This is a genomic window from Nocardia sp. NPDC004722 (genome assembly GCF_053601505.1).
In genome coordinates, this window is record NZ_JBSGBY010000031.1 from 1 (window position 1) to 26,484 (window position 26,484).

Annotated in this window: 27 protein-coding genes, 1 tRNA gene and 1 pseudogene; 23 read left to right on the forward strand and 6 right to left on the reverse strand. The window is 68.1% G+C overall.

Annotated features, from left to right (window positions below; genetic code table 11):
* The 5 genes from ACWELQ_RS05805 to ACWELQ_RS05825 all read left to right on the forward strand — a co-directional run.
* Positions 1–582: ABC transporter permease (locus tag ACWELQ_RS05805; protein ID WP_452395881.1), on the forward strand; the 582-nt coding region annotated here is incomplete at its 5' end.
* Positions 579–1,703, forward strand: a complete 1,125-nt coding sequence (locus ACWELQ_RS05810) for an ABC transporter ATP-binding protein (RefSeq protein WP_452395882.1) — start codon at positions 579–581, stop codon at positions 1,701–1,703. The genes ACWELQ_RS05805 and ACWELQ_RS05810, both read left to right, overlap by 4 nt.
* A 106-nt stretch (positions 1,704–1,809) precedes the next feature.
* Positions 1,810–2,163 carry a hypothetical protein gene (locus tag ACWELQ_RS05815; RefSeq protein WP_452395883.1) on the forward strand — a complete coding sequence of 118 codons (354 nt, stop codon included), beginning with the start codon at positions 1,810–1,812 and terminating at the stop codon, positions 2,161–2,163.
* Positions 2,164–2,342: 179 nt separating this feature from the next.
* Entirely contained in the window at positions 2,343–3,755 is a 1,413-nt protein-coding gene (locus ACWELQ_RS05820) for a hypothetical protein (protein WP_452395884.1), read from the forward strand.
* Positions 3,756–3,764: 9 nt separating this feature from the next.
* Positions 3,765–4,361, forward strand: coding sequence for a TIGR03086 family metal-binding protein (locus tag ACWELQ_RS05825; RefSeq protein WP_452395885.1), 597 nt, complete (start codon positions 3,765–3,767; stop codon positions 4,359–4,361).
* A gap of 3 nt (positions 4,362–4,364) precedes the next feature.
* Here ACWELQ_RS05825 and ACWELQ_RS05830 read toward each other — a convergent pair whose 3' ends face one another.
* From ACWELQ_RS05830 to ACWELQ_RS05845, 4 genes are all read right to left on the reverse strand, one after another.
* Entirely contained in the window at positions 4,365–5,639 is a 1,275-nt protein-coding gene (locus ACWELQ_RS05830) for an alpha/beta hydrolase family protein (protein WP_452395886.1), read from the reverse strand.
* Between the two features lie 257 nt (positions 5,640–5,896).
* Positions 5,897–5,972: transfer RNA gene (locus ACWELQ_RS05835), tRNA-Arg, on the reverse strand.
* Positions 5,973–6,083: 111 nt separating this feature from the next.
* Entirely contained in the window at positions 6,084–6,797 is a 714-nt protein-coding gene (locus ACWELQ_RS05840) for a DUF305 domain-containing protein (protein ID WP_452395887.1), read from the reverse strand.
* Positions 6,798–6,808: 11 nt separating this feature from the next.
* A complete protein-coding gene (locus ACWELQ_RS05845; protein WP_452395888.1) occupies positions 6,809–7,786 on the reverse strand; it encodes a DUF3105 domain-containing protein in 978 nt (325 codons plus the stop codon).
* A 121-nt stretch (positions 7,787–7,907) separates the two neighbouring features.
* Here ACWELQ_RS05845 and argS point away from each other — a divergent pair, with 121 nt between their 5' ends.
* From argS to rho, 6 genes are all read left to right on the forward strand, one after another.
* A complete protein-coding gene (gene argS, locus ACWELQ_RS05850; protein ID WP_452395889.1) occupies positions 7,908–9,566 on the forward strand; it encodes an arginine--tRNA ligase in 1,659 nt (552 codons plus the stop codon).
* Positions 9,567–10,988, forward strand: a complete 1,422-nt coding sequence (gene lysA, locus ACWELQ_RS05855) for a diaminopimelate decarboxylase (protein ID WP_452395890.1) — start codon at positions 9,567–9,569, stop codon at positions 10,986–10,988.
* Positions 10,985–12,313 carry a homoserine dehydrogenase gene (locus ACWELQ_RS05860; protein ID WP_452395891.1) on the forward strand — a complete coding sequence of 443 codons (1,329 nt, stop codon included), beginning with the start codon at positions 10,985–10,987 and terminating at the stop codon, positions 12,311–12,313. The genes lysA and ACWELQ_RS05860 overlap by 4 nt, the downstream gene beginning before the upstream one ends.
* Entirely contained in the window at positions 12,310–13,422 is a 1,113-nt protein-coding gene (gene thrC, locus ACWELQ_RS05865; protein ID WP_452395892.1) for a threonine synthase, read from the forward strand. Before ACWELQ_RS05860 ends, thrC begins: the two co-directional genes overlap by 4 nt.
* Before the next feature lie 25 nt (positions 13,423–13,447).
* Complete coding sequence (gene thrB / locus ACWELQ_RS05870; protein WP_452395893.1) at positions 13,448–14,404, forward strand: homoserine kinase; 957 nt, start codon at positions 13,448–13,450, stop codon at positions 14,402–14,404.
* Between the two features lie 325 nt (positions 14,405–14,729).
* Positions 14,730–16,796 (forward strand): transcription termination factor Rho, encoded by a 2,067-nt coding sequence (rho, locus tag ACWELQ_RS05875; protein ID WP_452395894.1) that lies wholly within the window; start codon positions 14,730–14,732, stop codon positions 16,794–16,796.
* Here rho and ACWELQ_RS05880 read toward each other — a convergent pair.
* Positions 16,694–17,215, reverse strand: a complete 522-nt coding sequence (locus tag ACWELQ_RS05880; protein ID WP_452395895.1) for a hypothetical protein — start codon at positions 17,213–17,215, stop codon at positions 16,694–16,696. The genes rho and ACWELQ_RS05880 overlap by 103 nt on opposite strands.
* Before the next feature lie 333 nt (positions 17,216–17,548).
* On the opposite strand from ACWELQ_RS05880, the gene rpmE reads away from it, so the two are divergent.
* From rpmE to prmC, 4 genes are all read left to right on the forward strand, one after another.
* A complete protein-coding gene (rpmE, locus tag ACWELQ_RS05885; protein ID WP_452395896.1) occupies positions 17,549–17,770 on the forward strand; it encodes a 50S ribosomal protein L31 in 222 nt (73 codons plus the stop codon).
* Between the two features lie 135 nt (positions 17,771–17,905).
* Complete coding sequence (gene prfA / locus ACWELQ_RS05890; protein WP_452395897.1) at positions 17,906–18,985, forward strand: peptide chain release factor 1; 1,080 nt, start codon at positions 17,906–17,908, stop codon at positions 18,983–18,985.
* Positions 18,986–18,999: 14 nt separating this feature from the next.
* Positions 19,000–19,425, forward strand: a complete 426-nt coding sequence (gene aac(6'), locus ACWELQ_RS05895) for an aminoglycoside 6'-N-acetyltransferase (protein ID WP_452395898.1) — start codon at positions 19,000–19,002, stop codon at positions 19,423–19,425.
* A gap of 159 nt (positions 19,426–19,584) precedes the next feature.
* The gene (prmC, locus tag ACWELQ_RS05900; RefSeq protein ID WP_452395899.1) at positions 19,585–20,463 is read left to right on the forward strand and encodes a peptide chain release factor N(5)-glutamine methyltransferase; all 879 of its coding nucleotides are present in this window, start codon (positions 19,585–19,587) and stop codon (positions 20,461–20,463) included.
* A gap of 128 nt (positions 20,464–20,591) precedes the next feature.
* On the opposite strand, the gene ACWELQ_RS05905 is transcribed toward prmC, so the two are convergent.
* A complete protein-coding gene (locus tag ACWELQ_RS05905; RefSeq protein WP_452395900.1) occupies positions 20,592–20,885 on the reverse strand; it encodes a DUF427 domain-containing protein in 294 nt (97 codons plus the stop codon).
* Positions 20,886–20,986: 101 nt separating this feature from the next.
* Here ACWELQ_RS05905 and ACWELQ_RS05910 point away from each other — a divergent pair, with 101 nt between their 5' ends.
* The 8 genes and pseudogenes from ACWELQ_RS05910 to ACWELQ_RS05945 all read left to right on the forward strand — a co-directional run.
* Positions 20,987–21,652, forward strand: a complete 666-nt coding sequence (locus tag ACWELQ_RS05910; protein ID WP_379366558.1) for an L-threonylcarbamoyladenylate synthase — start codon at positions 20,987–20,989, stop codon at positions 21,650–21,652.
* A gap of 11 nt (positions 21,653–21,663) precedes the next feature.
* The gene (locus ACWELQ_RS05915) at positions 21,664–22,857 is read left to right on the forward strand and encodes an MraY family glycosyltransferase (protein ID WP_452395901.1); all 1,194 of its coding nucleotides are present in this window, start codon (positions 21,664–21,666) and stop codon (positions 22,855–22,857) included.
* 11 nt (positions 22,858–22,868) lie between these two features.
* Positions 22,869–23,297, forward strand: a complete 429-nt coding sequence (locus ACWELQ_RS05920; protein ID WP_452395902.1) for a hypothetical protein — start codon at positions 22,869–22,871, stop codon at positions 23,295–23,297.
* Positions 23,298–23,663: 366 nt separating this feature from the next.
* Positions 23,664–24,437 (forward strand): F0F1 ATP synthase subunit A, encoded by a 774-nt coding sequence (atpB, locus tag ACWELQ_RS05925; RefSeq protein WP_452395903.1) that lies wholly within the window; start codon positions 23,664–23,666, stop codon positions 24,435–24,437.
* A gap of 76 nt (positions 24,438–24,513) precedes the next feature.
* On the forward strand, positions 24,514–24,756 hold the full coding sequence (locus tag ACWELQ_RS05930) for an ATP synthase F0 subunit C (RefSeq protein WP_120736968.1): 243 nt from the start codon (positions 24,514–24,516) through the stop codon (positions 24,754–24,756).
* 26 nt (positions 24,757–24,782) lie between these two features.
* A complete protein-coding gene (locus ACWELQ_RS05935) occupies positions 24,783–25,334 on the forward strand; it encodes a F0F1 ATP synthase subunit B (protein ID WP_452395904.1) in 552 nt (183 codons plus the stop codon).
* Positions 25,335–25,353: 19 nt separating this feature from the next.
* Positions 25,354–26,163, forward strand: coding sequence for a F0F1 ATP synthase subunit delta (locus ACWELQ_RS05940; RefSeq protein ID WP_452395905.1), 810 nt, complete (start codon positions 25,354–25,356; stop codon positions 26,161–26,163).
* Between the two features lie 66 nt (positions 26,164–26,229).
* Positions 26,230–26,412 (forward strand): annotated as a pseudogene (locus ACWELQ_RS05945) (F0F1 ATP synthase subunit alpha); the annotation flags it as partial.
* Between the last annotated feature and the right edge of the window lie 72 nt (positions 26,413–26,484).

Here is a 26,484-nt window from a genome sequence, read left to right on the forward strand (position 1 = left end):
GCGGCCGCCGCCCTCATCACCACCCTGTGTGCCTTCCCGGTCGCCTGGGTGGCGGTGCGCTCCACCTCGCGATTCGCGCGAATCATCGAGGGGGCCAACTACATCACCAGCTCGCTGCCCGGCATCGTGATCGCGCTCGCGCTGGTCACGGTGTCGATCCGCTGGCTGCCCGCGTTCTACCAGACCGCCGCCACCATCCTGGCCGCCTACACCCTCATGTTCCTGCCGCGGGCGTTGGTCAGCGTGCGCGCCGGGCTGGCGCAGGTGCCGGTGGGGCTGGAAGAAGCCTCGCGGGCGCTCGGAATCTCACCCGCCGCGACGTTCTTCCGCGTCACGCTGCGACTGACCGCACCGGCGGCGGCCGCGGCGGCGGCCATGGTGTTCGTGGCCGTGGCCACCGAGCTGACCGCCACCCTGCTGCTGGCCCCCAACGGGACCCGCACCCTCGCCATGCAGTTCTGGCAGCTGTCGGGCGAATTGGATTACGCGGCGGCCGCGCCCTACGCGTTGATCATGATCGTCGCCTCGGTGCCGGTCACCTATCTGCTGTTCAACCGATCCAGGAAGGCGGCGGGACTGTGAGTCGTCTTGTCGTAGACCAGGTTTCCAAGACCTTCGGCCACGCGCCGGTGCTCGACGGCATCAGCCTGGAGGTCGCCGACGGCAGCGCCACCGCGGTGGTCGGCTCCTCCGGCTGCGGCAAGACCACGCTGCTGCGGGTGATCGCCGGATTCGAGAACCCGGACGCCGGATCGGTCTCGATCGGCGGGGAAATCGTTGCCCGGCAAGGGTTCTCGGTGCCCGCGCACCGCCGCCGGATCGGCTACGTCGCACAGGACGGGGCGTTGTTCCCGCACCTGACCGTGGGGCAGAACATCGCCTACGGACTCGGCGGCTGGAACGGCCGCCGCAAGCATCGGCAGCGGATCACCGAACTGCTGGAGATGGTTTCGCTGAATGCGTCCTATGCCGATCGCCGCCCCCACCAGCTCTCCGGCGGGCAGCAGCAGCGGGTCGCGCTGGCCCGCGCCATGGCGCACAAGCCCACGGTCATGCTGCTGGACGAGCCCTTCAGCGCGCTCGACACCGGACTGCGCGCCGCCACCCGGCAGGCCGTCGCCGAAACCCTGCGCGCCGCGGGCATGACCAGCATTCTGGTCACCCACGACCAGGAAGAGGCGCTGTCGTTCGCCGATCAGGTGGCCGTCATGTGTTCGGGCCGCTTCACCCAGGTCGGCACCCCCGAGCAGGTGTACGCCGCCCCGGCGGACCTGTTCACGGCCGGATTCCTCGGCGACACAGTGCTTCTGGACGCGACCATCGGCGCCGAGACCGCGCAGACCGTGCTGGGCCGTATCCCGATCCAGGTGAACGCGCCCACCGGCGCGGGCGCGATCATGCTGCGACCCGAACAGCTGCTCGCCCGCGCGAGCGGCAACGGCCATGCGGGGCGAGCCACCGTGCGCGCCATGGAATTCCGGGGCGCGGACGTGCTGCTCACCCTCGACCTCGACGGCTGCCCCGACCCCATCCAGGTGCGCCGCGTCAGCGTCGACGCGCCGGCGGTCGGCGACCGCGTCGAGCTCGAAGTCCTCGGCGCGGCGGTCGCTTTCACCTCCGAGCAGTGCGCCGCCGCCGGACGCGTGTCGGGCGACGGCACCGCCTCCGGGGCGGCCGCGGTGCCCGATACCGCCACGGTCTGAACGAAGCCGGGGTACCCCGACTGCCCGGAATATGACTGAACGGTCTGTCGAGCCCCTATATTGGCGCGGAGGCTGATTCGCCTCTGTCCGACTCGAAGGAGACCCGGTGCGCCGCACGCTGCTCGTCACATCCGCTCTCGTCGCCGCGTGCGCGTGGGCCGCACCGGCGCTCGCCGACCCGCCCGCCGATCCGGCGCTGAAGGTTCAGGCCGTCTATGGGCCAGAACAATTCCCCATGGCCGGAGTCGCCGCGGATATCGCGCCCTGTGGCGGCGGTGCGAATCTCGCGACGATCACCACCGGCACCGATGGCTCGGCCGTCTATCCCGGCGCGCCCGGCTGCTACCGGGTCCAGGTCAGCACCCCGATCGGCTGCGCGCTCGACGGCGACGCCGCCCAGCAGGTCACCTCGATCCAGGGCGTCACACCGCTGGCGACCTTCCGTTTCCGCTGCGCCTGAACCTGCGTTTCCGCAGCGCCCGAAATCTGTTTCCGCAGCACCCGGGCCCGCGCCCGCCGATGTGACCGATTGCACTTCTCAGAATTCACACAGGACCTGCCTGTTAACCTCGCCAACAGATAGCTGCTCGTTATTGCTGTAACGCGGAAGGCGTCGCATCACCGGAGGAAGGTGACGAGATGGGCGCGAAGTTCGCGTTGGCACACCTGCCGGGCGCGGACACGCCCGGGGTTGTCCGCCGGTTCGCGGTTCCGGTGGAGGCGATGGCGGCATTGCTGGGGGCGGTCATCGCGGGACTGCTGTTGATGGCCCCGCTCGATCTGGTCGGCACCGAAGGCTCGGCCCTGCAACTGGATCTGATGGTGCTGAACATGCCGCGGGCGGCCGCGGCGGGGGCGGCGTTCGCGGTGATATCGGCCGCGCTCGTGGTCGCGCTCGGGCGGCGCAGCGCGTGGATCGCCTCCTTCGGCAGCGCGGTCGTCCTCGTGGTCAATCACCTGTGGAATCACGACGCCGCGATCACCGGGGCGATGACCACCGTCAACTACATCGATTCCATCTTCAGCGGCATCATGCTGGGCGCGCTCGCGGTCGCGGTCTTCGGCAAGCCGGTGGCGACCGGGGCGTATCTGATCGGGGCGCTGTCGGCGATCCTGATCGGCGACCAGACCTCGCTGCCGACCGGCGCGGGCAATCCACTCCTCGACTGGGCTTCCGGCGGTACGCCGCCGCTGTGGCTGGTGCTGCTCGCGACCGTGCTGCTGGCGTTCGGAATCGCCGTGCAGCGCACCGAGACCGGAGCCCAGGACGAGAACACCGATCTGGCGATCGGTCCGATCCTGTCCGCGCTCGTCCTGGTCACCGCCACCGCGCTGTCGACCGAATGGTTCGTCCGGCATGCCGGCACGGCCGCGCAGATCGGGGTGACGGTCGCCATCACCGTCGTCGCGGCGGTGATGGCGGCCCTCATGCTGCCGGGCCGCGAGGGCACGCTGGTGCTGCTGTCGGTGGCGATCGCCAATGCGGGCAGCGCGATCATCGCGGTGCCGCGCCCGGACTGGAGCGCGCCCATCCCGGTGCTCGCCGTGGTGGCCGGGCTGGCCGCCGGACGGCGCTGGGCCTCACCCTGGACCGCGCTGGCCGCGACCGGCGGTCTCGCGGTCTTCGCGGCCGGCACCGCCGGTGTGGTGCACGCGCATCCGTCGCTCGCGGTGGCCGGGGTGACCCTCACCGCGTTGATCATCGGCTACTGCTTCGGTGCGGCGGTGCCCAAGACGGCGGGCAGCGCCGTGGTGGCCGTGGCGGTCCTGATCGTGCCGTGCCTGGTGGTGGCGTTGCGCGGCAGAAGTTTCGGGCGGATCGCCTATTCGCCGTACTGGTACCGGGATCCGGAGGGCGCGACCTCGGCGCTGCCCGGATGGATCGCGCTGGTGATCACGCTGGGCTGCGCCGTCGGACTGGCTCTGCTGTGGCGGGTGCGCTCGCCCGGCGAGGCGAGCACGCCCGCACGGCCCTCGACCAGCGGCGACGGCTCCGTACCGCGCGTGATGCCATTGCGTGATGGGGTCCGGAACGTCCTGCCGCAGGTCTAGTCTGGCCGCATGGCCGACACAGCACCCGTGGACCCGACGGTCGATCTGCTCGAGCGCGCGGTGGCGCAACTCGGCGATGTCATCGCCGCGACCGGACCGGAGCAGGCACCGCTCCCGACGCCGTGCGAGGACTGGCCGGTGCAGAGGTTGATGCGGCACCTCATCGGCCAGATCCTGCGCGACTTCACCGTCTCCGCGCAGGGCGGGACGCCCGACTGGTCCGCGCCGCCCGACGATATCGGCGAGAACTGGGCGGAGGAGTTCCGCCGCCGGTCCCTGGCGCTGCTCGAGGTGTGGCGGGCGGCCGACCTCGAACAGCCGGTGCCGAGCATGGGCGGAACGGCCCCGCTGCGCGGGCGCGCCGATCAGCAGATCGCCGAATTCGCCATGCACACATGGGATCTCGTTACCGCCACCGGCCAGCACCGGACTCTCGACGCCGAACTGGCCGAGCGCAGTCTCGCTTGGTCCAAGCAGCTGTTGAAGCCGGAATACCGTGGTCCGGGAATGCCTTTCGGTCCGGAGGTCCCGATTTCCGAGGATGCCCCCGCCTACGACCGGCTGGCCGCCTGGTTCGGTCGTGATCCGGCCTGGGATCCGGCCTGACCGTCAGCGGCCGAAGCGGGTGCCCACCCAGGCCAGGGCGTCATTGAACGATGCCTCCAGCACGCCCCGGTGATCGACGCCCGGATAGCCGCGGTACTGGACCGGCTGACCCGCGACCCGCTGCTGCGCGACCATGGCATCGGTGGCGAGCGCCGGAACCGTGGTGTCGGCGCGGCCCTGCAGCACCAGCAGCGGCTGCGTGAAAGACAGTGCGCTGGGGTCGTTGTCGTTCAGCACCCGGATCAGCGCGGACATGTCGCCGTCGCGGGTGAAGACATCGTCGGCGTTGAGACCGCCCCACGAATCCGGTTGCCGCAGTTGGCCGATGCAGCCGGTATCGGCCTGGCCGAGCATGGATTGCGCACGGGGCGTGAGGAATCGGGCCGGATCCAGGTCCGTCACCGTCTGCGCGCCACGAATGATCAAGGGCAGGAACGACACCGCCCCACCCGTCAGCGGTCCGAGCGCGCCCGCCACGCCCACGGAGTTGGCCGCCTGGGTGGCCTGTAGCCCGAGGCCCTGATGGGAGGCCGGGGCCAGCGCCACCGAGCCCAGCAGTTGCAGTTCCGGAGCCCACTGCTGGGCCTGCGCGTCGGTGAAGATGGCGGCCTGCCCGCCCTGCGAATGGCCCATGGCCACCCAGCGGGTGCCGATATCCGGATCGACTTGCCGTGCGGCCCTGGCCATATCGGTGACCGCCCGCTGCTCGGCGGTGCCGATCAGATAGCCGTGCGGGTCCGCGCCGCCCAATCCCTGATAGTCCGTCTGCGCCACCGCGTACCCGGCCGCGATCCAGCGCTCCTGCACCCGGCGCACCAGCGAGGTGTAATCGTGCGCCGGGAAGTCCGGCGAGGTGTCCTCCGAGGGCGCGCACACATCGGCCACGCCGGTGGTGCCGTGCGCCCACGAGATCAGCGGCCAGCCGCCGACCGGCGCGACGCCGTCGGGGACCGCCAGCGTGCCCGACACCGCGACCGGATTGCCGTGCATGTCGATCGACCGGTACAGCACCAGATAGTTCCGTGCCCCCGCCAGCGCGGGATCGGCTGTGAGCGGCCGCAATTGAATCACCGACCCGTGCGTCCCCGGCACCCGATCCTCGGCGGGGGAGTAGAACGACGCGGCGTCGGTCGCCCCCTCCGGCCCGACCGCTGCGGCGGGCGCGGTGAGGCTCAGCCCCGCGACAGTGACCGCCAGCGCCGTGGCGAACCCACCGGCGAGCGGGCGTGAGACACGTCGCTGCGGCGGTTCGATACGGGCGCTCTGGTTTTCGGACACCCCTCAGAACATACCGGCCTGTCACCATTTCACTCTGTAAGGCGCACAGCCGATTATGGGCGGCTCGACCCGAGAAACGCGCTCGCGGTGCCCGGTTGCCTCCTGCACAACCGGACACCGCGATGCACGTCTATCACCTTCCCGCCCGGGCCGCCGAAGCGGAATCCCAATCGGCAACGATGGCACGATAAGTCAGTCGCCGGGCGAGTCGCGGAAATGCGTAAGGCCCCGACCGTGATTCACGGTCGGGGCCTACGTGGTGCCCTCGGCAGGATTCGAACCTGCGGCCTTCTGCTCCGGAGGCAGACGCTCTATCCCCTGAGCTACGAGGGCGGGGATGGTCCCGTCCGGTCTCCCGGTCGGGCGGGGAAAGCGTATCGCATAGCTTGCCGTGCACCAAAAACCGGCGCGGACCGGGCGCTTCGGCGCGCCCGGTCCGGCGGATCAGTTCATCGGGAGCGGGGAGACCTTGCGTTCGACGAGCATCTGGGTCATCAGATCGGCCTCGCTCTGCTGGGTCTTGGCCATGCTCTGCGCCAGGGTACGCACCGCGTCCGTGTCCGCGCGCTGTTCGGCGTACTGGATCATCGGCATGCCGCCCTGATGGTGGCGCAGCATCAATTGCAGGAACAGCGTGTCCAGCGCGGTGCCGGTGGCCTTGCCGAGGTCGGCCATCTCCTGATCGGTGGCCATGCCGGGCATGGTCTGCACCGGACCCATGTGCATGGCGGTGCCCGAATGCTCGTGCGCCGACATGTCGGTCATCCAGCCCATGTAGCCGTCGGGCGCGATGAACGGCTCGTTCCACTGCTGCAGCCAGCCCTGCATGCGTCCGGCCTGATTGGCCTGCGTGGTGAGGATGTCGTAGGCCAGCCGCTTCACCGCCGGATCGGTGGATCCGGACAGTGCGATGCCCGACATCTGGACCGCCTGCGCGTGATGCACCGACATGTCCTGGGAGAAGCCGACATCCACGGTCCCGGGCGTTTCCGGTTTGGTGTGCATGGCATTGCTGACCAGCAGGCCGCCCAGGAATCCGGCCAGCAGCACGCCGACGATGCCGAGCATCAGCACCACCTGTCGCTGGTTGCGGCGGGGATGCTGGTCGGGCTCGGCGGCGGGCTCCGGCTCGGAGCTGCGATCGGGTACGTCGGACATGAACGGCGGCATTACTGCGTCGGAGCCGGAGTGTCCGGCTGCGTCGGGGCGTCGGTCGGGGCCGGGATCGCCGGAATGCCCTCGGGCACGGTCGGGGTGTCGGTCGGCAGGGTCAGACCGCCGGGCACGCCCGGGATGCTGCCGCCGGGCATGCCCGGAATACCGCTGCCGCCCGCACCCAGCTCGGACGGATCCGCCTGGATGCCCTTGCCGTCCATCGGGATCGCGTCGGCGCCCGGCGCGCTCGCGTCGAAGGCCGGCGGGTTGTTCACGTCGAAGGTCGGGTTCGCGCAGTCCGCGCCCACCTCCGGGTAGGTGTTCTGGTTCAGGCGCAGCGCGGTGATGAACTGCTTGACCCGCGCGTCATCGGCACTGTCCAGCTTGAGCTGGTGGCCCCACGACTGCAGCGAGATCGGCTTGTCCAGGCCCGGGTACGGCGACATCAGCATGTACGGCCGCCCCTTGACCATGCGCTGCAGCTCCTTGACGCTGTCGCCGCTGACCTTGTCCGGGTTGTAGGCGATCCAGATCGCGCCGTGCTCGAGCGAGTGCACGGCGTTCTCGGTGCGAATCGCCTTGCTGTACACCACGCCGGTGCAGGCCGCCCAGGAGCCGTCGTGCGGTCCGCCGAAGGGCGGGGACTGGTCGTAGGCCACCCGCTGCTTGGCGGTGATGTGGATACCGGCCGGGTACTCCTTCTTCACCACGCCCTGGATCTTGTCGGAGGGATCCTTCTGCTGCGGGGTGGGCACGAAGTCCTTGACGTCGGTCTGCGCGGCGGTGGTCTCCCGGCGGTCCTCGATCCGGGGCACGATCACCCACGCGATGCCGCCGATCAGGGCGAGGACACAGACGACGGCCCCGATCATCAGCCACGGGATCTGGCGTTTACCGCCCAGGCCTCTGCCGCCACCGCCCTTACGGGACCCGGCCGATTTGCCCGCTGCCTTGATGGCCTTGGCCGACTTGGCACTGGTCTTGCTCGGCATGCTTTTTGTGCTCTCTTCGACGTGTCGGACAATCAAACGACGCGGCCGCATCGTTTGCTGGGCAATGCCCGGTGGTGCCCGCGCGCGGCGTACACCTGCTCGGACCATAGGATAGTGACTCGTGACTCCAGCTGACCTTGCAGATCTCCTTCGTGCTACCGCGGCGAAGGTACTTGTCGAACGTGGATCCGACCCTGCGGTCCTGCCCGACGAGGTCAAGGTGGAGCGTCCCCGCAACCCCGAGCACGGTGACTATGCCACGAATGTGGCCATGCAGGTAGGGAAGAAAGCGGGAATGAATCCCCGCGACTTCGCAACCTTGCTGGCCGAGGCGCTGTCTCAGGCCGAGGGCATCGACGCCGCCGAGGTCGCCGGACCTGGCTTTTTGAACATTCGCCTGGCCAAGGCCGCGCAGGGCGCGATCGTGGAGAAGATTCTCGCGGCCGGTGAAAAGTTCGGTACGGCGGACGCTTTCGCGGGCCAGAAGATCAACCTGGAATTCGTCTCCGCCAACCCGACCGGACCGATCCACCTGGGCGGCACCCGGTGGGCCGCGGTCGGCGACGCGCTGGGCCGGATCCTGTCCTCGCAGGGTGCGGACGTCACCCGCGAGTACTACTTCAACGACCATGGCGCGCAGATCGACCGCTTCGCCAACTCGCTGGTCGCCGCCGCCACCGGGCAGCCGACGCCCGAGGACGGCTACGCGGGCGCGTACATCAACGACATCGCCGACACTCTGGTCAAGGCGAATCCGGGAGTGCTGGAACTCCCGGAGGCCGAGCGCCACGAGGTGTTCCGCCGCGAGGGCGTCGAGCTGATGTTCGCGCAGATCAAGCAGAACCTGCACGAGTTCGGCGTCGACTTCGACGTGTACTTCAACGAGAGCTCGTTGTTCGCCTCGGGCGCGGTGGACAAGGCCATCGCGACGCTCAAGGAGTCGGGCAAGCTCTACGAGAAGGACGGCGCCTGGTGGATCGCCTCCACCGAGTACGGCGACGACAAGGACCGCGTCGTCATCAAGAGCGACGGCAAGTCCGCCTACATCGGCGGTGACATCGCCTACTTCCAGAACAAGCGCTCGCGCGGCTTCGACCTGTGCATCTACATGCTCGGCGCGGACCACCACGGCTACATCGGCCGGCTGAAGGCCGCTGCGGCCGCCTTCGGCGACGACCCGGACACCGTCGAGGTGCTCATCGGCCAGATGGTCAACCTGGTGAAAGAGGGTGCCGCCGTCCGGATGTCGAAGCGCGCGGGCACCGTCGTCACCCTCGACGACCTGGTCGAGGCGATCGGCGTGGACGCGTCCCGCTACTCGCTGGTGCGTTCCTCGGTGAACTCCAGCATCGACATCGACCTGGACCTGTGGACCAAGCAGGACAGCGAAAACCCGATCTACTACGTGCAATACGCGCACGCCCGCACCAATCAGATCATCGGCAACGCCGCCGCGTTCGACTTCGCCTCGGTGACGCCGGACTTCGCGCTGCTCACCGACGACCGCGAGGGCGAGCTGATCCGCACCCTCGGCGAGTACCCGCGGGTGGTCGCCACCGCCGCGGAAACCCGTGAGCCGCACCGGGTAGTGCGCTACCTGGAAGAGCTGGCCGGGGCATACCACCCCTTCCAGTCCGACAAGACGCTGCGCGTCATCCCGCAGGGCGACGACGCCGTCAGCCCTCTCAATGCCACCCGCCTCGAGCTGGTCAAGGCGACCCGTCAGGTGCTCGCCAACGGTCTCGGCCTGCTAGGCGTCTCTGCCCCGGAGCGTATGTAAATGAGTGCCCACCCCGCCGGTCCCCGTCACGCGGACATCCCGCACGCCCCGACCCTGTCGGAGCGCCCCAGCGCCCCCGCGCAGATGATCGAGCTGCCCGCGAACGTGTGGCCGCGCAACGCCTCCCGCGACGCCGACGGCGTGGTGCGGCTGGCCGGTGTGCCGGTGCACGAGCTGGCCGCCGAGTACGGCACCCCGCTGTTCGTCATCGACGAGGACGACTTCCGTTCCCGCTGCCGGGATATGGTCCGCGCCTTCGGCAAGGACGCGCGAATCCACTACGCCTCCAAGGCTTTCCTGTGCGGTGAGGTCGCGCGCTGGATCCGCGACGAGGGCCTGCACCTGGACGTGTGCTCCGGCGGCGAGCTCGCGGTGGCCCTGCACGCGGGCTTCCCCGCGGAGCGAATCGCCTTGCACGGCAACAACAAATCGGTGCGCGAGCTGGAGCTGGCGGTCGAGGCCGGGGTCGGTCACATCGTCGTCGACTCGCTAATCGAGATCGAGCGGCTGGAGGCCATCGCCAAGCGCGCGGGCAAGGTCGCCGAGGTGCTGGTCCGGGTGACCGTCGGTGTGGAAGCCCATACCCACGAATACATCTCGACCGCGCACGAGGATCAGAAGTTCGGCTTCTCCATCGCCTCCGGCGACGCCCTGGAGGCCATCGCGCGGGTCTTCGAGTCCGACAACCTGCGCCTGGTCGGCCTGCACTCGCACATCGGCTCGCAGATCTTCGAGATCGACGGCTTCGAGGTCGCCGCCCGCCGCATGCTCAAGCTGCTTCAGGAGGTCGGCGACAAGTTCGGCCCCGACAAGAGCACGCAGATCGCCACCCTGGATCTCGGTGGCGGCCTCGGTATCTCCTACATTCCCAGCGACGATCCGCCGCCGCTGGACGAATTCGCCGCCAAGGTGCGCGATCTGGTCGCCAACGAGGCCGCGCAGATCGGGCTGCCGCAGCCCAAGATCGCCATCGAGCCGGGCCGCGCCATCGCGGGCCCCGGCACCGTCACCCTCTACGAGGTGGGCACCATCAAAGATGTTGTGCTCGACGGCGGTAATCGCCGACGCTATGTCAGCGTCGACGGCGGCATGAGTGACAACATCCGTCCGGCCCTGTACCAGGCCGAGTACGACTGCCGACTGGTCTCGCGTTCCAGCGAGGCCGGTCCGGTGGTGGCTCGCGTGGTCGGTAAGCATTGCGAGAGTGGGGATATCGTCATCCGCGATACCTGGCTCCCGGCCGATGTGGGCCCGGGCGATTTGGTGGCGGTCGCGGCTACCGGCGCGTACTGCTACTCGATGTCGAGCCGCTACAACCTGCTCACCCGGCCCGCCGTGGTCGCTGTGCGGGATGGCAAGGCGCGCTTGATTCTTCGCCGTGAGACGGTGGAGGACCTACTGAGCTTGGAGGTGAAGGCATGACCGAGAACAAGACTGGCGTGTGGGGACAGGATCATCCCATCGGCGTCGCGGTCCTCGGTATGGGCACGGTCGGCACGGAGGTCGTTCGCATCATTCGCGACCACGCCGATGACCTGTGCAACCGTGTCGGCGCCCCGGTCGTGCTGCGCGGCGTCGCCGTGCGCGACCTGAACAAGGACCGCGGCCTGCCCGCCGAGCTGCTCACCACCGATGCCGAAACCCTGGTCACCCGTGACGATGTCGACATCGTCGTGGAGGTCATGGGCGGCATCGATCCCGCTCGCGCCCTGATCGGCGCCGCCCTCAACGCGGGCAAGTCGGTCGTCACCGCCAACAAGGCGCTGCTCGCCGACTTCACCGGCGAACTCGCCGCCGCGGCCGAAAACCACCGTGCGGACCTGTATTTCGAGGCCGCCGTCGCGGGCGCGATCCCGGTGATCCGCCCGCTCATCCAGTCGCTGTCCGGCGACCGGGTCAACCGCGTGGTCGGAATCGTCAACGGCACCACCAACTTCATCCTCTCGGCCATGGCCGAGACCGGCGCGGCCTACGCCGACGTGCTGGCCGAGGCCACCCGCCTGGGCTACGCCGAGGCCGATCCGACCGCCGACGTCGAGGGCTACGACGCCGCCGCCAAGGCCGCGATCCTCGCCTCCGTCGCCTTCCACACCCGTGTCACCTCCGGCGACGTCTACCGCGAGGGCATCTTCAAGATCACCGCCGAGGATCTGGAGACCGCCGCCGCCGTGGGCTGCACGGTGAAGCTGCTGGCCATGGCCGAGCGCGTCAGCGACGAGGACGGCAAGGACAAGGTCTCGGTGCGCGTCTACCCGGCCCTGATCCCGCGCAAGCACCCGCTCGCGTCCGTCAACGGCGCGTTCAACGCCGTGGTAGTGGAGGCCGAGAACGCCGGCCGCCTGATGTTCTACGGTCAGGGCGCGGGCGGCGCGCCGACCGCGTCGGCCGTGATGGGCGACGTGGTGATGGCGGCGCGCAACAAGTTCTTCGGTGGCCGGGCTCCGGGCGAATCGGTTTATGCTGAACTGCCGATCGCTTCGATCGGCGACACCCCCACCCGCTACCACGTGAACCTGCAGGTAGCCGACCGCACCGGTGTGCTGGAAGCGGTCGCGGGTGAATTCGCGAAGCATCATGTGAGCATCTCGACGGTCCGCCAGGAGGGCCACGACGAGGGCGCACGCCTGGTCGTGGTGACCCACCACGCGCAGGAATCCGCGCTGGCGGATACCGTTGCCGCGTTGGCCGAACTGGACTCCGTCACGTCCGTGACCAGTGTTCTGAGATTGGAAGGCACCGAGGAATGAGTGCAACCGCACGAGCTGCTGCGGCTGGCCGCAAAGAAAATACTGCCGTGCATACCCCCTGGCCGGGTCTGATCGACGCGTACCGGGATCGTCTCTCGATTCCCGCCGATTGGAGGGCCGTCACTCTCTTCGAGGGCGGCACCCCGCTGGTGCCCGCGCATCATCTTTCCGAGCTCACCGGCTGCGAGGTGTACCTCAAGGTCGAGGGCGCGAACCCGACCGGCTCGTTCAAGGACCGTGGCATGACCATGGCCATGACCGACGCCAAGTACAACGGCAAGAAGGCCGTGCTGTGCGCCTCCACCGGCAACACCTCGGCCTCGGCGGCGGCGTACGCCACCCGCGCCGGTCTGCACTGCGCGGTGCTGATCCCGTCCGGCAAGATCGCCATGGGCAAGCTGGCCCAGGCGGTCATGCTGGGCGCGAAGATCATTCAGGTGGACGGCAACTTCGACGACTGTCTCGAGCTGGCCCGCAAGGTGACCTCGGACTTCCCCGAGGTCGGCCTGGTGAACTCGGTGAACCCGGCCCGTATCGAGGGCCAGAAGACCGCCGCCTTCGAGATCGCCGACGCGCTGGGCAAGGCCCCCGATGTGCATGTGCTGCCGGTCGGCAACGCGGGCAACATCACCGCGTACTGGAAGGGCTACAGCGAGTACTTCGCCGACGGCACCACCAGCTCGCGCCCGCGCATGCTGGGTGTGCAGGCCGCCGGTGCCGCGCCGCTGGTCAACGGTGCTCCGGTGTCGAACCCGGAGACCATCGCCACCGCCATCCGGATCGGTGCGCCCGCGTCCTGGAACCAGGCCGTGGCCGCCAAGGAGGAGTCGGGCGGCGCGTTCCGCGCGGCCACCGATGACGAGATCCTCGCCGCGTACCGCCTGGTCGCGGCCAAGGAAGGCGTCTTCGTGGAGCCCGCTTCCGCCGCGTCGGTCGCCGGTCTGCTGGCCGCGCGCGCCGAGGGCTGGCTGGATGCCGGCCTCACCGTGGTCTGCACCGTGACCGGCAACGGCCTCAAAGACCCGGACAACGCCCTCAAGGGCATGCCCGAGGTCAAGCCCATCGCGGTCGACCCGGTCGCCGTGGCCCACGAGCTCGAGCTGGCCTGAGTTGACCGCGCGCGACGCTCAACTCATGACGCGGACGCTGCCCGCCGGAATCTCCGTCACCGTGCGGGTTCCGGCGTCCAGCGCCAATCTGGGTCCGGGTTTCGATTCCCTCGGAATCGCTTTGGGGCTCTACGACGAGATCATCGTGTCCACCACGGACTCCGGTCTCACCATCCGGGTCGAGGGGGAGGGCGCCGACGACGTGCCCTGGGGCCCTTCGCATCTGGTGGTGCGGGCCATCGAGCGCGGCCTGCAGGCCGCGGGCGTCTGGGCCGATGGTCTGGACGTGGTGTGCCGCAACGTGATTCCGCATTCGCGGGGCATGGGCTCGTCCGCCTCGGCCGCTGTCGGCGGCCTGGCGGCCGGGCGCGGACTGGCCGCGAAGTTCGATCCCGAACTGGCCTACGGCGACGATGTGCTGGTGCAACTGGCCGGTGAATTCGAAGGCCACCCGGATAATTCGTCCGCCAGCATTCTGGGCGGATTCGTGGTGTGCTGGACCGAAACCGACCGTTCGGCGGACGAAAACGGCAGTGCGGACGCACATCACGCGCGCATTTATCGCGCCGTGCGCCTGGAACCGCATCCGTCGCTGCGGCCCGTGGTGCTCATTCCCGAGGAACGTTCCGCCACCGCGCACACCCGCGGTTTGCTCCCGGAGTCGGTTCCGCACGTCGACGCGGCCTTCAACGCGAGCCGTTCCGCGCTCGCGGTAGTCGCCTTGACGCAACGGCCCGACCTGCTGCTTCCCGCTACCGCGGACCGGCTACACCAGGGCTACCGCGCCTCGGCCCTGCCGTTGACCACCAAATGGGTGGAGCGGTTGCGCGCCGCGGGCATCGCGGCCACCGTGTCGGGTGCGGGACCGACCGTGCTCGCCTTCGCGACCAGCGAATTCCCGGAAGAACTGCGCGAACTCGCGATTGCCGACGGCATGCGCGTCCTGGAGCCCGGCATCGCCGGTGGAGTATTGGTCGATTGACAGCGCGCCTGCCTTGCCGATGCAAAAGGTGGGAGCTATCCTGAGCGAGTCCGTACATCGTGCGCGTCAGACGCCGGTGCTTCATCAGGGCAAATCGCTCCAGAGGCTCCTTGCTCAGGCTCGAGGCTTGAGGCTCGAAACTTGGGGGTAGCCAGTCAACTGGAATGATCTCTCCCACCTTTTTTCCTGGTGGCGGAGCCCACGTGGTGGTGACCCCACCGGCCCGGCGAGACAGGCGATACGGCATCCGAGTTCGGCACGAGACCGGACTGCAGGAGGAACCCTCGAACAGGCACACGGCGGTCGAGGGAAGGAAAGGATTTCCGTGACAGATACGGACCTGCTCGCGACACCCGGGACGGATAGCGATTCAGCGTCCTCGGGTAGCCGCGAAAGTGACTCCGGACAGATTTCGAAGATGAGCGAACAAACTGACGTCGCACGATCGGGGCTGACTGGAATGTTGTTGCCGCAGTTGCGTGCACTTGCGGGAGAGCTCGGTATCCGGGGCACTTCCGGGATGCGTAAGGGTGATCTCATCGCCGCTATCAAGGAGAACCAGTCCGGGGGCGCGAGCGCCAAGCCGGCCACCGGCAAGGCCACCCGGAACGCGAAGGCCAAGGCCGAGGACGCGACCGGTGGGGAGTCCGCGTCGGTCCAGGTCGCTCCGGCCGCCGATCCCGCTCCGGCTGTCGCCGAGGTGAAGGCGGAGGCTCCGGCCAACCGTGCCGAGAAGTCCGAGGCGCGCCAAAACGCTTCGGAGACGCGCGAATCCAAGCGCGAGGAGGGCGAGAACGCCCGCGCCGAGGGTGGCGAGTCCGAGTCCGCTCAGGACGGCCGCGAGGGCGGCCAGCGCGGCCGTGGCCGGCAGCGTCGCGGTCGCGAGCAGCGCGGCGGCGCCAATGCCGAGAACACCACCGCCGAGGCCCCCGCCGCCGACAAGGGCGAGCAGGAGGGCGGCGAGCGTCGTCGCGATCGCGGCAACCAGGGCGAGCGCAACAATCAGCGCAACGACCAGGGTGAACGCAACCAGGGCGAGCGCAACAACCAGCGCAACGACAACGGCGGCCAGCAGAACGGCACCGGTCGCAACAACCGCGACAACCGGGACAACCGCGTGGAGGACGACGAGGAAGGCGGCCGTGGCCGCCGGGGTCGTCGCTTCCGTGAGCGTCGTCGCGGGCGGGACCGTGACGGCGTCGCCACCGGCGGCGGCGAGGCCCGCGAGATGGAGATCCGCGAGGACGACGTCCTGCAGCCGGTCGCCGGCATCCTGGATGTCCTCGACAACTACGCGTTCGTCCGCACCTCCGGCTACCTGGCCGGGCAGAACGACGTGTACGTGTCGATGAACCTGGTGCGCAAGAACGGCCTGCGCCGCGGTGACGCGATCACCGGCGCGGTGCGCGCTCCGCGCGACGGCGATCAGTCCAACCAGCGCCAGAAGTTCGATCCGCTGGTGCGTTTGGACACGGTCAACGGCGGCGATGTCGAAAGTGCCAAGCGCCGACCGGAATTCAACAAGCTCACCCCGCTGTACCCGAATCAGCGCCTGCGGCTGGAGACTCAGCCGAACAAGCTGACCACGCGCATCATCGACCTGATCATGCCGATCGGTAAGGGTCAGCGCGCGCTGATCGTGTCCCCGCCCAAGGCGGGTAAGACGATGGTCATCCAGGACATCGCCAACGCGATCGCCACCAACAACCCGGAGTGCTACCTGATGGTGGTGCTGGTGGACGAGCGTCCCGAGGAAGTGACCGATATGCAGCGCTCCGTGCGCGGCGAGGTCATCGCCTCCACGTTCGACCGTCCGCCGAGCGATCACACCTCGGTCGCCGAGCTCGCCATCGAGCGGGCCAAGCGCCTGGTGGAAGCGGGTCAGGACGTCGTCGTGCTGCTCGACTCGATCACCCGATTGGGTCGTGCCTACAACAACTCGTCCCCGGCCTCGGGCCGAATCCTTTCCGGTGGTGTGGATTCCACCGCGCTGTACCCGCCCAAGCGGTTCCTCGGCGCGGCCCGCAATATCGAGAACGGCGGCTCGCTGACCATCATCGCCACGGCGCTGGTCGAGACCGGTTCCACCGGTGACACGGTCATCTTCGAGGAGTTCAAGGGCACGGGTAACGCCGAGCTCAAGCTCGATCGCAAGATCGCCGAGCGGCGCGTGTTCCCGGCGGTCGACGTCAACCTGTCGAGCACCCGTCGCGACGATCTGCTGATGTCACCCGACGAGGCGGCGGTGCTGCACAAGCTGCGGCGCGTGCTGTCCGGTCTGGACTCGCATCAGGCGATCGACCTGATGGTCGACCGGTTGAAGAAGACCAAGAGCAATATCGAGTTCCTGATGACCGTTTCGAAGACCGCGCCGGGCGCGATCGACGAATAAGCCTGGCGCAGCAGATCATCCGCTGCGCACAGCAGGTCAATGACGACGGCGGCCCCGCTTCGGCGGGGCCGCCGCCGTTTTTCCGGAGTGGGGGCGAAGAAGACCAGCCCGATGAGGGCGGCACCGGCGATCATGAAGCCGAGGATGAGCGCGGTCACGGCACCGGAGACATTCGGTGCCGTGACCGCTGTGTAGGTGAGTGTGGCGTCCCCCCGCGGTGGGTTGGGGGCCGAGCTCAGGGGCCCCACCGCGTTACCGGACTCGCCAGGAGCCGACCACCAGCCCACCGCCACCAGAAGCGTCAGCGTGACCAGGACCCCCGCCGCGACGACTTCCGCGCGCCGTCGGTGTGCCCTCCCGGCTCCGGCGTGCGCGGTGGCGGGGGATAGACCCCCGGTCGTCGCGTCCTTCCTGGTCACTGCTGTCCTTCCGATCGCCGCGGAACTCTCACCTGGACAAACTCTATGAACATGGATGTTCGTATTCCTGAGTAGCGAGCTACTCGACTTCCAGCGTCACTCGAGCCGGGTGAATATGCGTGCCCGTAGTTTCTTGGGGGGACGACCGGGAACAAACCGGGCAGACCCGCGGTTCAGGACAGTGGAACCCCACGCGGGAGCTGCCTCGAGAGCCCACCGGCGATCACGTCGAGAGCACCGCATATACTGTTCCGTCGGCAACCATGCCTCTAGTCGGTACCGGTTCACGTCATGCGTTTTCAGGCGACCCGGGACCAGTTGAAAGGACACCCAATGAGGGCAGGAATTCACCCCACCTACGTGGACACCACCGTTGTCTGCGGTTGTGGCAACACCTTCCAGACCAAGAGCACCAAGGAGTCGGGCCAGATCACGGTCGAGGTCTGCTCCCAGTGCCACCCGTTCTACACGGGCAAGCAGAAGATTCTGGACACCGGCGGCCGCGTGGCCCGCTTCGAGGCCCGCTACGGCAAGCGCAACAAGGCTGCCAACTAGCTGTCCCGCCCGACGCCCGTCCTGCCTCGCAGGCCGGGCGTCGGTGTGTTTGTGGACCTAGCAGCAGCGAGCTGAGACAGCTCACACATACTTTCCGGGTGTGCCAAACCCGGCACCCCGATGGGAGGACCCGCGATGGCCGACAAGACGGCCCCCAACGCGATCGACGACATCCTGGCCGAGTACCAGGGGCTGGAATCCCAGCTCGCCGACCCTTCACTGCACAATGATCCGGGCGCGGCCCGCCGGGTGGGCAAGCGTTTCGCCGAGCTCGGACCGGTCATGTCGACCTACAACAAGCTGACCAGCGCGCGGGACGATCTCGCCGCCGCGCAGGAGCTCGCCGCCGACGATTCGTCCTTCGCGGCCGAGGTTCCGGTGCTGCAGGAACAGGTGGAGGAGCTCGACAAGCAGCTCACCGACCTGCTCGCGCCGCGCGACCCGCACGACGGCGACGACGTCATCCTCGAGGTGAAATCCGGTGAGGGCGGCGAGGAGTCGGCGCTGTTCGCCTCCGACCTGGCCCGCATGTACATCCGCTACGCGGAGCGGCACGGCTGGAAGGTCGAGGTGCTCGGCGTCACCTACTCCGATCTGGACGGGTACAAGGACGCCAGCTTCTCCATCAAGAGCAAGGAACCGACCCGCGACGGCGTCTGGTCCAAGCTCAAGTTCGAGGGCGGCGTGCACCGCGTGCAGCGCGTGCCGGTCACCGAATCCCAAGGGCGCATTCACACTTCGGCCGCGGGCGTGCTGGTCTACCCGGAGCCCGACGAGGTCGAGGAAGTCGAGATCGACGAGAAGGACCTGCGCATCGACGTGTACCGGTCCTCCGGCAAGGGCGGCCAGGGCGTCAACACCACCGACTCCGCCGTGCGCATCACCCACCTGCCCACCGGGCTCGTGGTGACCTGCCAGAACGAACGATCCCAGCTGCAGAACAAGATTCGCGCCAAGCAGGTGCTGGCCGCGCGCCTGCAGGCGCTGGCCGAGGAGCAGGCCGACGCCGAGGCCGCCTCCGGTCGCGCCGCGCAGATCCGCACCGTGGACCGTTCCGAGCGCATCCGCACCTACAACTTCCCGGAGAACCGCATCGCCGATCACCGCATCGGTTTCAAGGCGCACAACCTGGATTCGGTGCTGGACGGCAATCTCGAAGACCTGTTCACCGCGCTCGGCGAGGCCGACCGCGCGGCCCGCCTGGCCGCCGAGTAATGCTCATCGCCCGCATGACGGCCGACGCAATCGACGAGGTGGCGCCGCTGCGCTACGCGCTGTGGCCGGTCTCGGACGAGGCCGACCATCGCGCGGAACTGGCGGAACTGGCCGAAAGCCCCGACTCGGTCGTGCTGGTCGCGCGCACCGAGACCGGCGAACCGGTCGGCTACGCCGAGGCCAGCCTCCGCCGCGACTACGTGAACGGTTGCGACACTTCGCCGGTCGCGTTCCTGGAAGGCATCTTCGTGGCCCCGGGACACCGGCTGCACGGCCTGGCGGGGGAGCTGTGCGACGCGGTCGAAGCGTGGGGCCGCGAGCTCGGCTGCACCGAACTCGGCTCCGACGCCCTGCTCGAGAACGCCGTCGCGCACCGCTTCCACCAGTCCCACGGGTTCGAGGAGCGCGAGCGAGTGGTGTACTACCGCAAAAAGCTCTAGGGCGGTACTCGCCCGCCACGCCGCGGGCATACGGACGCCCCGCAGGGGGCATACGGACGCCACGCCCGATGCCGTCGGCACGCGAGCGGTTGAGTGGGACACCGGTCGAGGCAATCATTTTCGTGCGAGCATGTGCGTGGGGAGAAAGGTCTGAGCACCGTGAGTCGTGCACCATTGCGACCGGCTGTCAGGGAGGCCGTGGAGATTCTGGCCACCGCCGGGGTTCCCAGCCCGCAGGCCGACGCGGAATATCTCGCGGCCCATGTGCTGGGCGTCGACCGCGGTCGGCTCGCGCTCATGCCCATGCTCACCCCCGACCAGCTCGAGGAGTTTCGTAAGCTGGTCGCCCGGCGCGCGGAACGCGTTCCGCTGCAACACCTTACGGGCACGGCGGCGATGGGGGAGATCGATCTCGCGGTCGGCCCCGGCGTCTTCATTCCGCGCCCGGAGACCGAGTTGATCTTCGCGTGGGCGCTGGCTCAGCTCGAAGAGGTCGGCCACGAACACCAGCCCATCGTGGTGGACCTGTGCACCGGTTCCGGCGCGCTGGCCCTGGCCATCGCCCACGCCCGCCCCGACGTCCAGGTGCACGCCGTCGAACTCGACGCCGAGGCCCTGACCTGGGCGCGCCGCAATGCCCTGCAACTGGCCGACGAGGGCGACACCCCCATCGACCTGCACCACGGCGACGTCACCGACCCCACCCTCCTCGAGAACCTCAACGGCACCGTCGACGTGGTGGTCTCCAACCCGCCCTACATCCCGTCGGACGCCCAGCTGGATCCCGAGGTCATGGACCACGACCCCCACCGCGCCCTCTTCGGCGGCCCCGACGGCCTCGACGTCATCCGCCCCATGACCGCCACCATCGCCCGCCTGCTGCGCGAAAACGGCGCGGCCGCAGTCGAACACGACGACACCAACGGCTCCGGCGTAGCCGCCCTCTTCACCGCCCACGGCGGCTTCACCGACATCATCGAACACCCCGACCTGGCCGGAAAACCCCGCTTCGTCGTAGCCCGCCGCACCGCCGACTGACCCGCTCGCCCAATTTTGCTGACGCCGGTGCGCGCTGCGCCGGGTAGGCCCGGCACGCTGCGGCAATGTGGTTCGGATCGTCGAATGTCGCGCCGCCGAGGGAGTCTCGGCGGGGAGGGGTGGGCGAGCTACTCGGGGGAGCCCTCGACTTCGACGCCGTGCCAGAAGGCGACGTGGTTCTTGATCTTTCGGGCCAGGGGGCTGGGCTTGGGGTAGTACCAGGCCGCGTCGGGGTTTTCCTTGCCGTCGACGGTGACCGTGTAATAGCTGGCGATGCCCTTCCAGGGGCACACGGTGTGGTGGGAGCTTTCGCTGAAGTATTCGTGCTTCAGGGAGTCGACCGGAAAGTACTGATTGCCCTCGACCTCCACGGTTTCGGCGGCCTCGGCGATGACCGTTCCGTTCCAGATCGCACGCATCATGGGGTGGTGCCTCCTTCGTCGATTCCGAGAATACGGCCGAATCCCGGCCGAAACCCGGCGCGACAGTGGCGCTGCGAGCGTCCCGTGCCAAGATGTCTGCCGTGAGTACTGTCTACGACTGTGCCGATCCCGATTCCCGTGCCGCCGGTCTGAGCGCCGCGCGCAGCACGCTGAAGTCCGGTCGGTTGGCCGTCATTCCGACTGACACGCTCTACGGGCTCGCCGCGGACGCGTTCGACAGTCAGGCGGTGAGCGCCCTGCTGGCGGCCAAGCGCCGGGGCCGCGATATGCCGGTGCCGGTGCTGGTCGGGTCGTGGAACACCATCGACGGGCTGGTCTTCTCGGTGCGCCCGCAGGCCCGCGAGCTGATCCGCGCCTTCTGGCCGGGTGGGCTGAGTCTGGTTGTGCAGCAGGCCCCTTCGCTGGCCTGGGATCTGGGCGACGCGCGCGGCACGGTAATGCTGCGCATGCCGCTGCACCCGGTCGCGCTGGAGCTGCTGCGCGAGGTCGGCCCGCTGGCGGTGTCGAGCGCGAACGTCTCCGGGCAGCCGCCCGCCACCACCGCCGCCGAGGCGCAGGCACAGCTGGGTGAGCTGGTCGGGGTGTACCTCGACGGCGGCCCGGCCGATCACGCGGTCGCCTCCACCATCGTCGATCTGACCTCCGACACTCCGCGCATCCTGCGCGAGGGCGCCGTCGCCGCGGAGAAGATCGCGGAGGTGCTCGGCATGTCGCCCGAGGAGCTGCGCCAGCCGGGCGAGCGGTGACGGCCCGTTAAATGCTGCTGAGTCAGGGCGTATTCAGCCAGGGCGCGGTCGTCCCGCTGCGGGAGCTGCTGCTGGTGCTGCTCGTCGCCACGGTCATCGCCTATCTGTCCACGGGCGGAATCCGGGTGCTGGCCATCGCCTTCGGGGCGGTGGCCGTCCCGCGTGAACGCGATGTGCACGTGAAGCCGATTCCGCGCATGGGCGGTCTGGGCATCTACCTGGGTCTGCTGGCGGCCGTGCTGTTCGCGCACCAGCTGCCCGCCCTGCGCCGCGGCTTCGACTATCCCAAGGACATTCCCGCGGTGCTGGCCGCGGCCACGCTCATCGTGCTGGTCGGCATCATCGACGACCGCTGGGGCCTGGACTGGCTGACCAAGCTGGTCGGCCAGATCACCGCCGCGGGCGTGATGGCGGTGATGGGCCTGAGCTGGGTGGCCATCTACAACCCCTTCACCAATGAAACCGTGGTGCTGGATCCGTTGCAGGGCGGCCTGGTGACCGTCGGCATCACGGTGACGGTCGTGAACGCCATGAATTTCGTGGACGGCCTCGACGGTTTGGCCGCGGGCCTCGGTTTTATCGCGGCCGTCGCGGTTTTCGTGTTCACCGTGGGTTTGCTCTACGAGGTCGGCGGTTCCACCGACACGTATCCGCCCGCGTTGCTGGCCGCCGCGCTGGCGGGCGCGTGCCTGGGATTTCTGCCGCACAATTTCTCACCGGCCCGGATTTTCATGGGCGACACCGGTTCCATGCTCATCGGATTGATGCTGGCCGCGGTGTCCACGGGCGCTTCCGGGCGAATTCCGCTGCAGGGTTACGGCCCGCGCGACATCGTGGGTTTGCTGTCACCGCTGTTGCTGGTGGGTGCGGTGATGTTCATTCCTGTTCTTGATCTTGTTCTGGCCGTGATACGTCGCGTTCGCGCAGGTGTGAGTTTTTCCACTCCGGACAAAATGCATCTGCATCACCGTTTGCTGCAGATCGGACATTCACAGCGCCGAGTGGTCCTGGTGATCTATCTCTGGGTGAGCGTGCTCGCATTCGGCGCCGTCGGCACCTCGTTGATCTCGGATCGCCGCATGGTGGTGCTCGTGTTCGCGGCCGGACTGGTTTTCGCGCTCATCGTCACAGCGGTCCCGTCCTGGCGTGAGTTGCGCAACCCGACCCGCAAACCGCCTCACGATCGCCAGAACGTCGCCGGGTAGAGTTGCTGCCCGTGAGCACGCCTTCCACCCCCGGTCCCGACGCCCCGCTACGCGCGGCACTGCGCTACGGCATCGCCGGTTTGGCTGTGCTGGTTGTGGTTTCGGTCATCGTGTCCTCGATCTGCGCGGGCCTGCCGGGCCTGTGGGGAGCCTTGATCGGTGCGGCCCTCGGCGGTGCGTTCATTCTCACCACCGCCGCCTCGGTACTGTTCAGCGCCAAGATCGAGTCCGGCCTGCAGGGCATCGTGCTGCTGGGCAGCTGGGTCGGAAAGCTGCTGCTGGCAGTGGTTGTCGTCGCGGTGCTCAAGCAGTTCGATTTCTACAACCGCTACGCGCTGTTCTTCACGGTCATCGCCGCGCTCTTGATCGTGCTCGGCGCGGAGACGTACGGCCTTCTGCGCCAACGCGTTCCGACCGTCGAGGTGGAGCGCGACCTGTAGTTTCGCGCCCCGCGCGAGCCGGGCGAAACACCGTTGCGCACGGGTTTCGCCCACCCCCTACGCATTGTCGTAGATAACTTGATAAACTCTTTACCTGTAGCCAACCGAATCAACAGGGGGGGTCGCCTGAGACCCACCTGAGAGCAGGTTATGCTTACAGCCGTACCGAGCCCTCTGGGCTACGGTTCTGCACCGTCGACGATGTCGCCGACGCGCGTACAGACGCCAGGGCGTGACTGCCACAGCTGCTGACGAACTTCGAGCCGACCTGAGTCGACCCACCAGATCGTCAATGTCCGATCGAACCGCAGGAGAAAACTATCTCCTGCGTTCCGACCACGGGAGAGAACGCTGAGCGTCACCTTTATGGCGGGCGAGTTCCACGCGCCGTCACTCAACGACTTCTTCCCTCCAGCAGTGCTGTTCGAGGGGACGCCTTTCGAGCTCGACCGTTTGATGCTCATTCGCATCCTGATGTCGGCCGTTCTCGTACTTGTCATGCTCGCGGCTTTCCGTCGCCCGCAGCTGGTTCCGCGCGGTCTGCAGAATGTCGCGGAATCGGGTCTGGTGTTCGTCAAGGAACAGATCTGCGACGAGGTGCTGGGTAAGGAATCCGGCAAGAAGTTCTTCCCGCTGATCGCGTCCATCTTCTTCACGGTGCTGTTCTTGAACGCCTCGGGTGTTATTCCGGGCCTGAACATCTCGTCGAACGCGCGCATCGGCATGCCTCTCGTGCTGGCCGTCGTTGCCTACATCACCTTCAACTACGTGGGCATCAAGAAGTACGGCTTCCTGAAGTACATGCGCTCGTCCATCGTGGTGCCGAATGTGCCGCCCGCGCTGCACGTGCTGCTGATCCCGATCGAGTTCATCTCGACCTTCCTGCTGCGTCCGTTCACGCTGACCGTCCGTCTCATGGCGAACATGCTGGCCGGCCACATCATGTTGGTGCTGTTCTTCAGTGCCACCCAGTTCTTCCTGTTCAGTGCCACCTGGATGACGGTGTTCTCGCCGTTCTCGCTGCTCGCGGGATTCGGCTTCACCCTCTTCGAACTCCTGGTGGTCTTCCTGCAGGCGTACGTGTTCGCGCTGCTGACCGCTGTGTACATCGGTCTGGCGCAGCACGCCGACTCACACTGACCGACCGCACCAACATCCACATACCTGCCACACACGCCGCCTCGGCGGGTGGGCGACAGAAAGGGAACGAACACCAATGAGCAGCACCCTGACCTTCCTGGCCGAGAACGCTCCGACCGCCAAGGGCTACGGCGCCATCGGCTACGGTCTCGCCGCGATCGGCCCGGGCATCGGCGTGGGCATCGTGGTCGGCAAGGCCATCGAGGGCATCGCCCGTCAGCCCGAGCTGCAGGGCACCATCCGGACCAACATGTTCCTGGGTATCGCGTTCACCGAGGCCCTGGCGCTGATCGGTCTCGTCGCCGGCTTCATTTTCTGATTCCGGCAAAAGACTAGGAATCAACGATGAACAACATTGTTTTGCTCGCGGCCGAGGAGGACATCAATCCCCTCGTCCCGAAGACCTACGACATTGTCTGGTCTGCGATTGTCTTCATCGTTATCGCCTTTGTCTTCGCCAAGTACGTCGTCCCGCGCCTGACCAAGGTGCTGGACGAGCGGACTCAGAAGATCGAGGGCGGTATCGCCAAGGCCGAGGCCGTGCAGGCCGAGGCTCAGGCCACGTTGCAGCAGTACCAGGAGCAGCTGGCCGAGGCTCGCCTCGAGGCCGCCCGCATCCGTGAGGAAGCCCGCACCCAGGGTGCGTCCATCCTCGCCGCGATGCGTTCCGATGCGCAGGCCGAGGCCGACCGCATCGTGGCCGCGGGACACTCGCAGCTGGAGGCTCAGCGCCAGCAGATCGTGACCGAACTGCGGTCCGAGCTCGGCCGCACCGCGGTCGACCTGGCCGAGAAGATCATCGGTCAGTCGGTGGCCGACGAGGCCAAGCAGGCGGCGTCGATCGACCGGTTCCTCGCGGAACTGGATTCGAACGCCGGCATCGGGGTCGGAAGGTAACGAACCGAAAGTGGGAAGCATGTACGCAGCGAGCCGCGAGGCGAGTTCCCGTGCGCGGGAAGCTCTTCGGGCCGCTCTGACCGGTAGCGACACCGTCGCGGCTACTACGGGGTCGGAACTGTTCGCCGTTGTCGCCGTCCTCGACGACCAGCGTTCGCTGCGTGTGGCGCTCGCGGATAAGTCGGTGTCGAGTTCGGCGCGCGCCGAGCTGGCCGAACGCGTCTTCGGCGGCAAGATCAGCGGAACCACTCAGGCCGTGCTGACCACCGCGGTGGCCCAGGACTGGTCGCGGACCCGCGATCTGGTGGACACGCTGGTCCTGCTCGGCCGCGAAGCGCTGCTGCGCGCCGCGGACGAGCGTGGCCGCCTGACCGCCGTCGAGGACGAGCTGTTCCGGCTGGGCCGCATCATCGATGACAACCCGGACCTGGAGCAGGCGCTGCAGGACCACGGCAAGCCGGCGGATGCCAAGCGTGCCCTGGTGCAGCGTCTGCTCGCGGGCAAGGTCGAGGAGATCACCCTGCAGCTGGTCGAACAGGCCGTGCTGCGCCACAAGGGCGATTCCGGCCAGGCCATCGATGAGCTGTCCGATCTGGCGGCCTCGCTCCGGGAGCAGATCGTGGCGCACGTGCGCGCCGCGGTGGCCCTGACGCCGCAGCAGCGCGAGCACCTCGCCGCGTCGCTGCAGCGCATCTACGACAAGCCGATCACCGTGCACGTGCAGGAGGACCCGACCTTGCTGGCCGGCGTCGTCGTGCGCGTGGGCGACGACCTGATCGACGGCAGCGCCATCGGCCGGCTGCAGCGCTTGCGCCAGTCTCTCGCCTAAGAGACGAACGCCGAGAAGCGCAGTAACACACCGACATTCGAGACCCACAGCGAGAGCAGGAAGAACATGGCGGAGCTGACGATCTCCCCCGATGAGATCCGTAGCGCGATCGAGAGCTACACCCAGAGCTACACCCCCGAGACCTCCATCGAAGAGGTCGGTGTCGTCACCGACACCGGCGACGGTATCGCCCACATCAGCGGCCTGCCGTCCGCGATGGCCAACGAGCTGCTGGAATTCCCCGGCGGGCGACGCAGCAGCAGCGAGATGGCGCGGTAGGCCTCGGCCTGCTTGGACAGGTCGTCGAACACGATCAGGACG

Excerpts from the sequence above, each read along its gene's own strand:
- ACWELQ_RS05905 (WP_452395900.1), bottom strand. The coding sequence starts at position 20,885 with ATGATGCGTGCGATCTGGAACGGAACGGTCATCGCCGAGGCCGCCGAA.
- atpB (WP_452395903.1), top strand. The coding sequence starts at position 23,664 with ATGGCGGGCGAGTTCCACGCGCCGTCACTCAACGACTTCTTCCCTCCA.
- lysA (WP_452395890.1), top strand. The coding sequence starts at position 9,567 with ATGAGTGCCCACCCCGCCGGTCCCCGTCACGCGGACATCCCGCACGCC.
- prfA (WP_452395897.1), top strand. The coding sequence starts at position 17,906 with ATGGCCGACAAGACGGCCCCCAACGCGATCGACGACATCCTGGCCGAG.
- ACWELQ_RS05915 (WP_452395901.1), top strand. The coding sequence starts at position 21,664 with ATGCTGCTGAGTCAGGGCGTATTCAGCCAGGGCGCGGTCGTCCCGCTG.
- ACWELQ_RS05825 (WP_452395885.1), top strand. The coding sequence starts at position 3,765 with ATGGCCGACACAGCACCCGTGGACCCGACGGTCGATCTGCTCGAGCGC.
- rpmE (WP_452395896.1), top strand. The coding sequence starts at position 17,549 with ATGAGGGCAGGAATTCACCCCACCTACGTGGACACCACCGTTGTCTGC.
- thrB (WP_452395893.1), top strand. The coding sequence starts at position 13,448 with ATGACGCGGACGCTGCCCGCCGGAATCTCCGTCACCGTGCGGGTTCCG.
- thrC (WP_452395892.1), top strand. The coding sequence starts at position 12,310 with ATGAGTGCAACCGCACGAGCTGCTGCGGCTGGCCGCAAAGAAAATACT.
- ACWELQ_RS05860 (WP_452395891.1), top strand. The coding sequence starts at position 10,985 with ATGACCGAGAACAAGACTGGCGTGTGGGGACAGGATCATCCCATCGGC.
- ACWELQ_RS05845 (WP_452395888.1), bottom strand. The coding sequence starts at position 7,786 with ATGCCGAGCAAGACCAGTGCCAAGTCGGCCAAGGCCATCAAGGCAGCG.
- ACWELQ_RS05935 (WP_452395904.1), top strand. The coding sequence starts at position 24,783 with ATGAACAACATTGTTTTGCTCGCGGCCGAGGAGGACATCAATCCCCTC.
- ACWELQ_RS05930 (WP_120736968.1), top strand. The coding sequence starts at position 24,514 with ATGAGCAGCACCCTGACCTTCCTGGCCGAGAACGCTCCGACCGCCAAG.
- ACWELQ_RS05840 (WP_452395887.1), bottom strand. The coding sequence starts at position 6,797 with ATGTCCGACGTACCCGATCGCAGCTCCGAGCCGGAGCCCGCCGCCGAG.
- ACWELQ_RS05940 (WP_452395905.1), top strand. The coding sequence starts at position 25,354 with ATGTACGCAGCGAGCCGCGAGGCGAGTTCCCGTGCGCGGGAAGCTCTT.
- ACWELQ_RS05820 (WP_452395884.1), top strand. The coding sequence starts at position 2,343 with ATGGGCGCGAAGTTCGCGTTGGCACACCTGCCGGGCGCGGACACGCCC.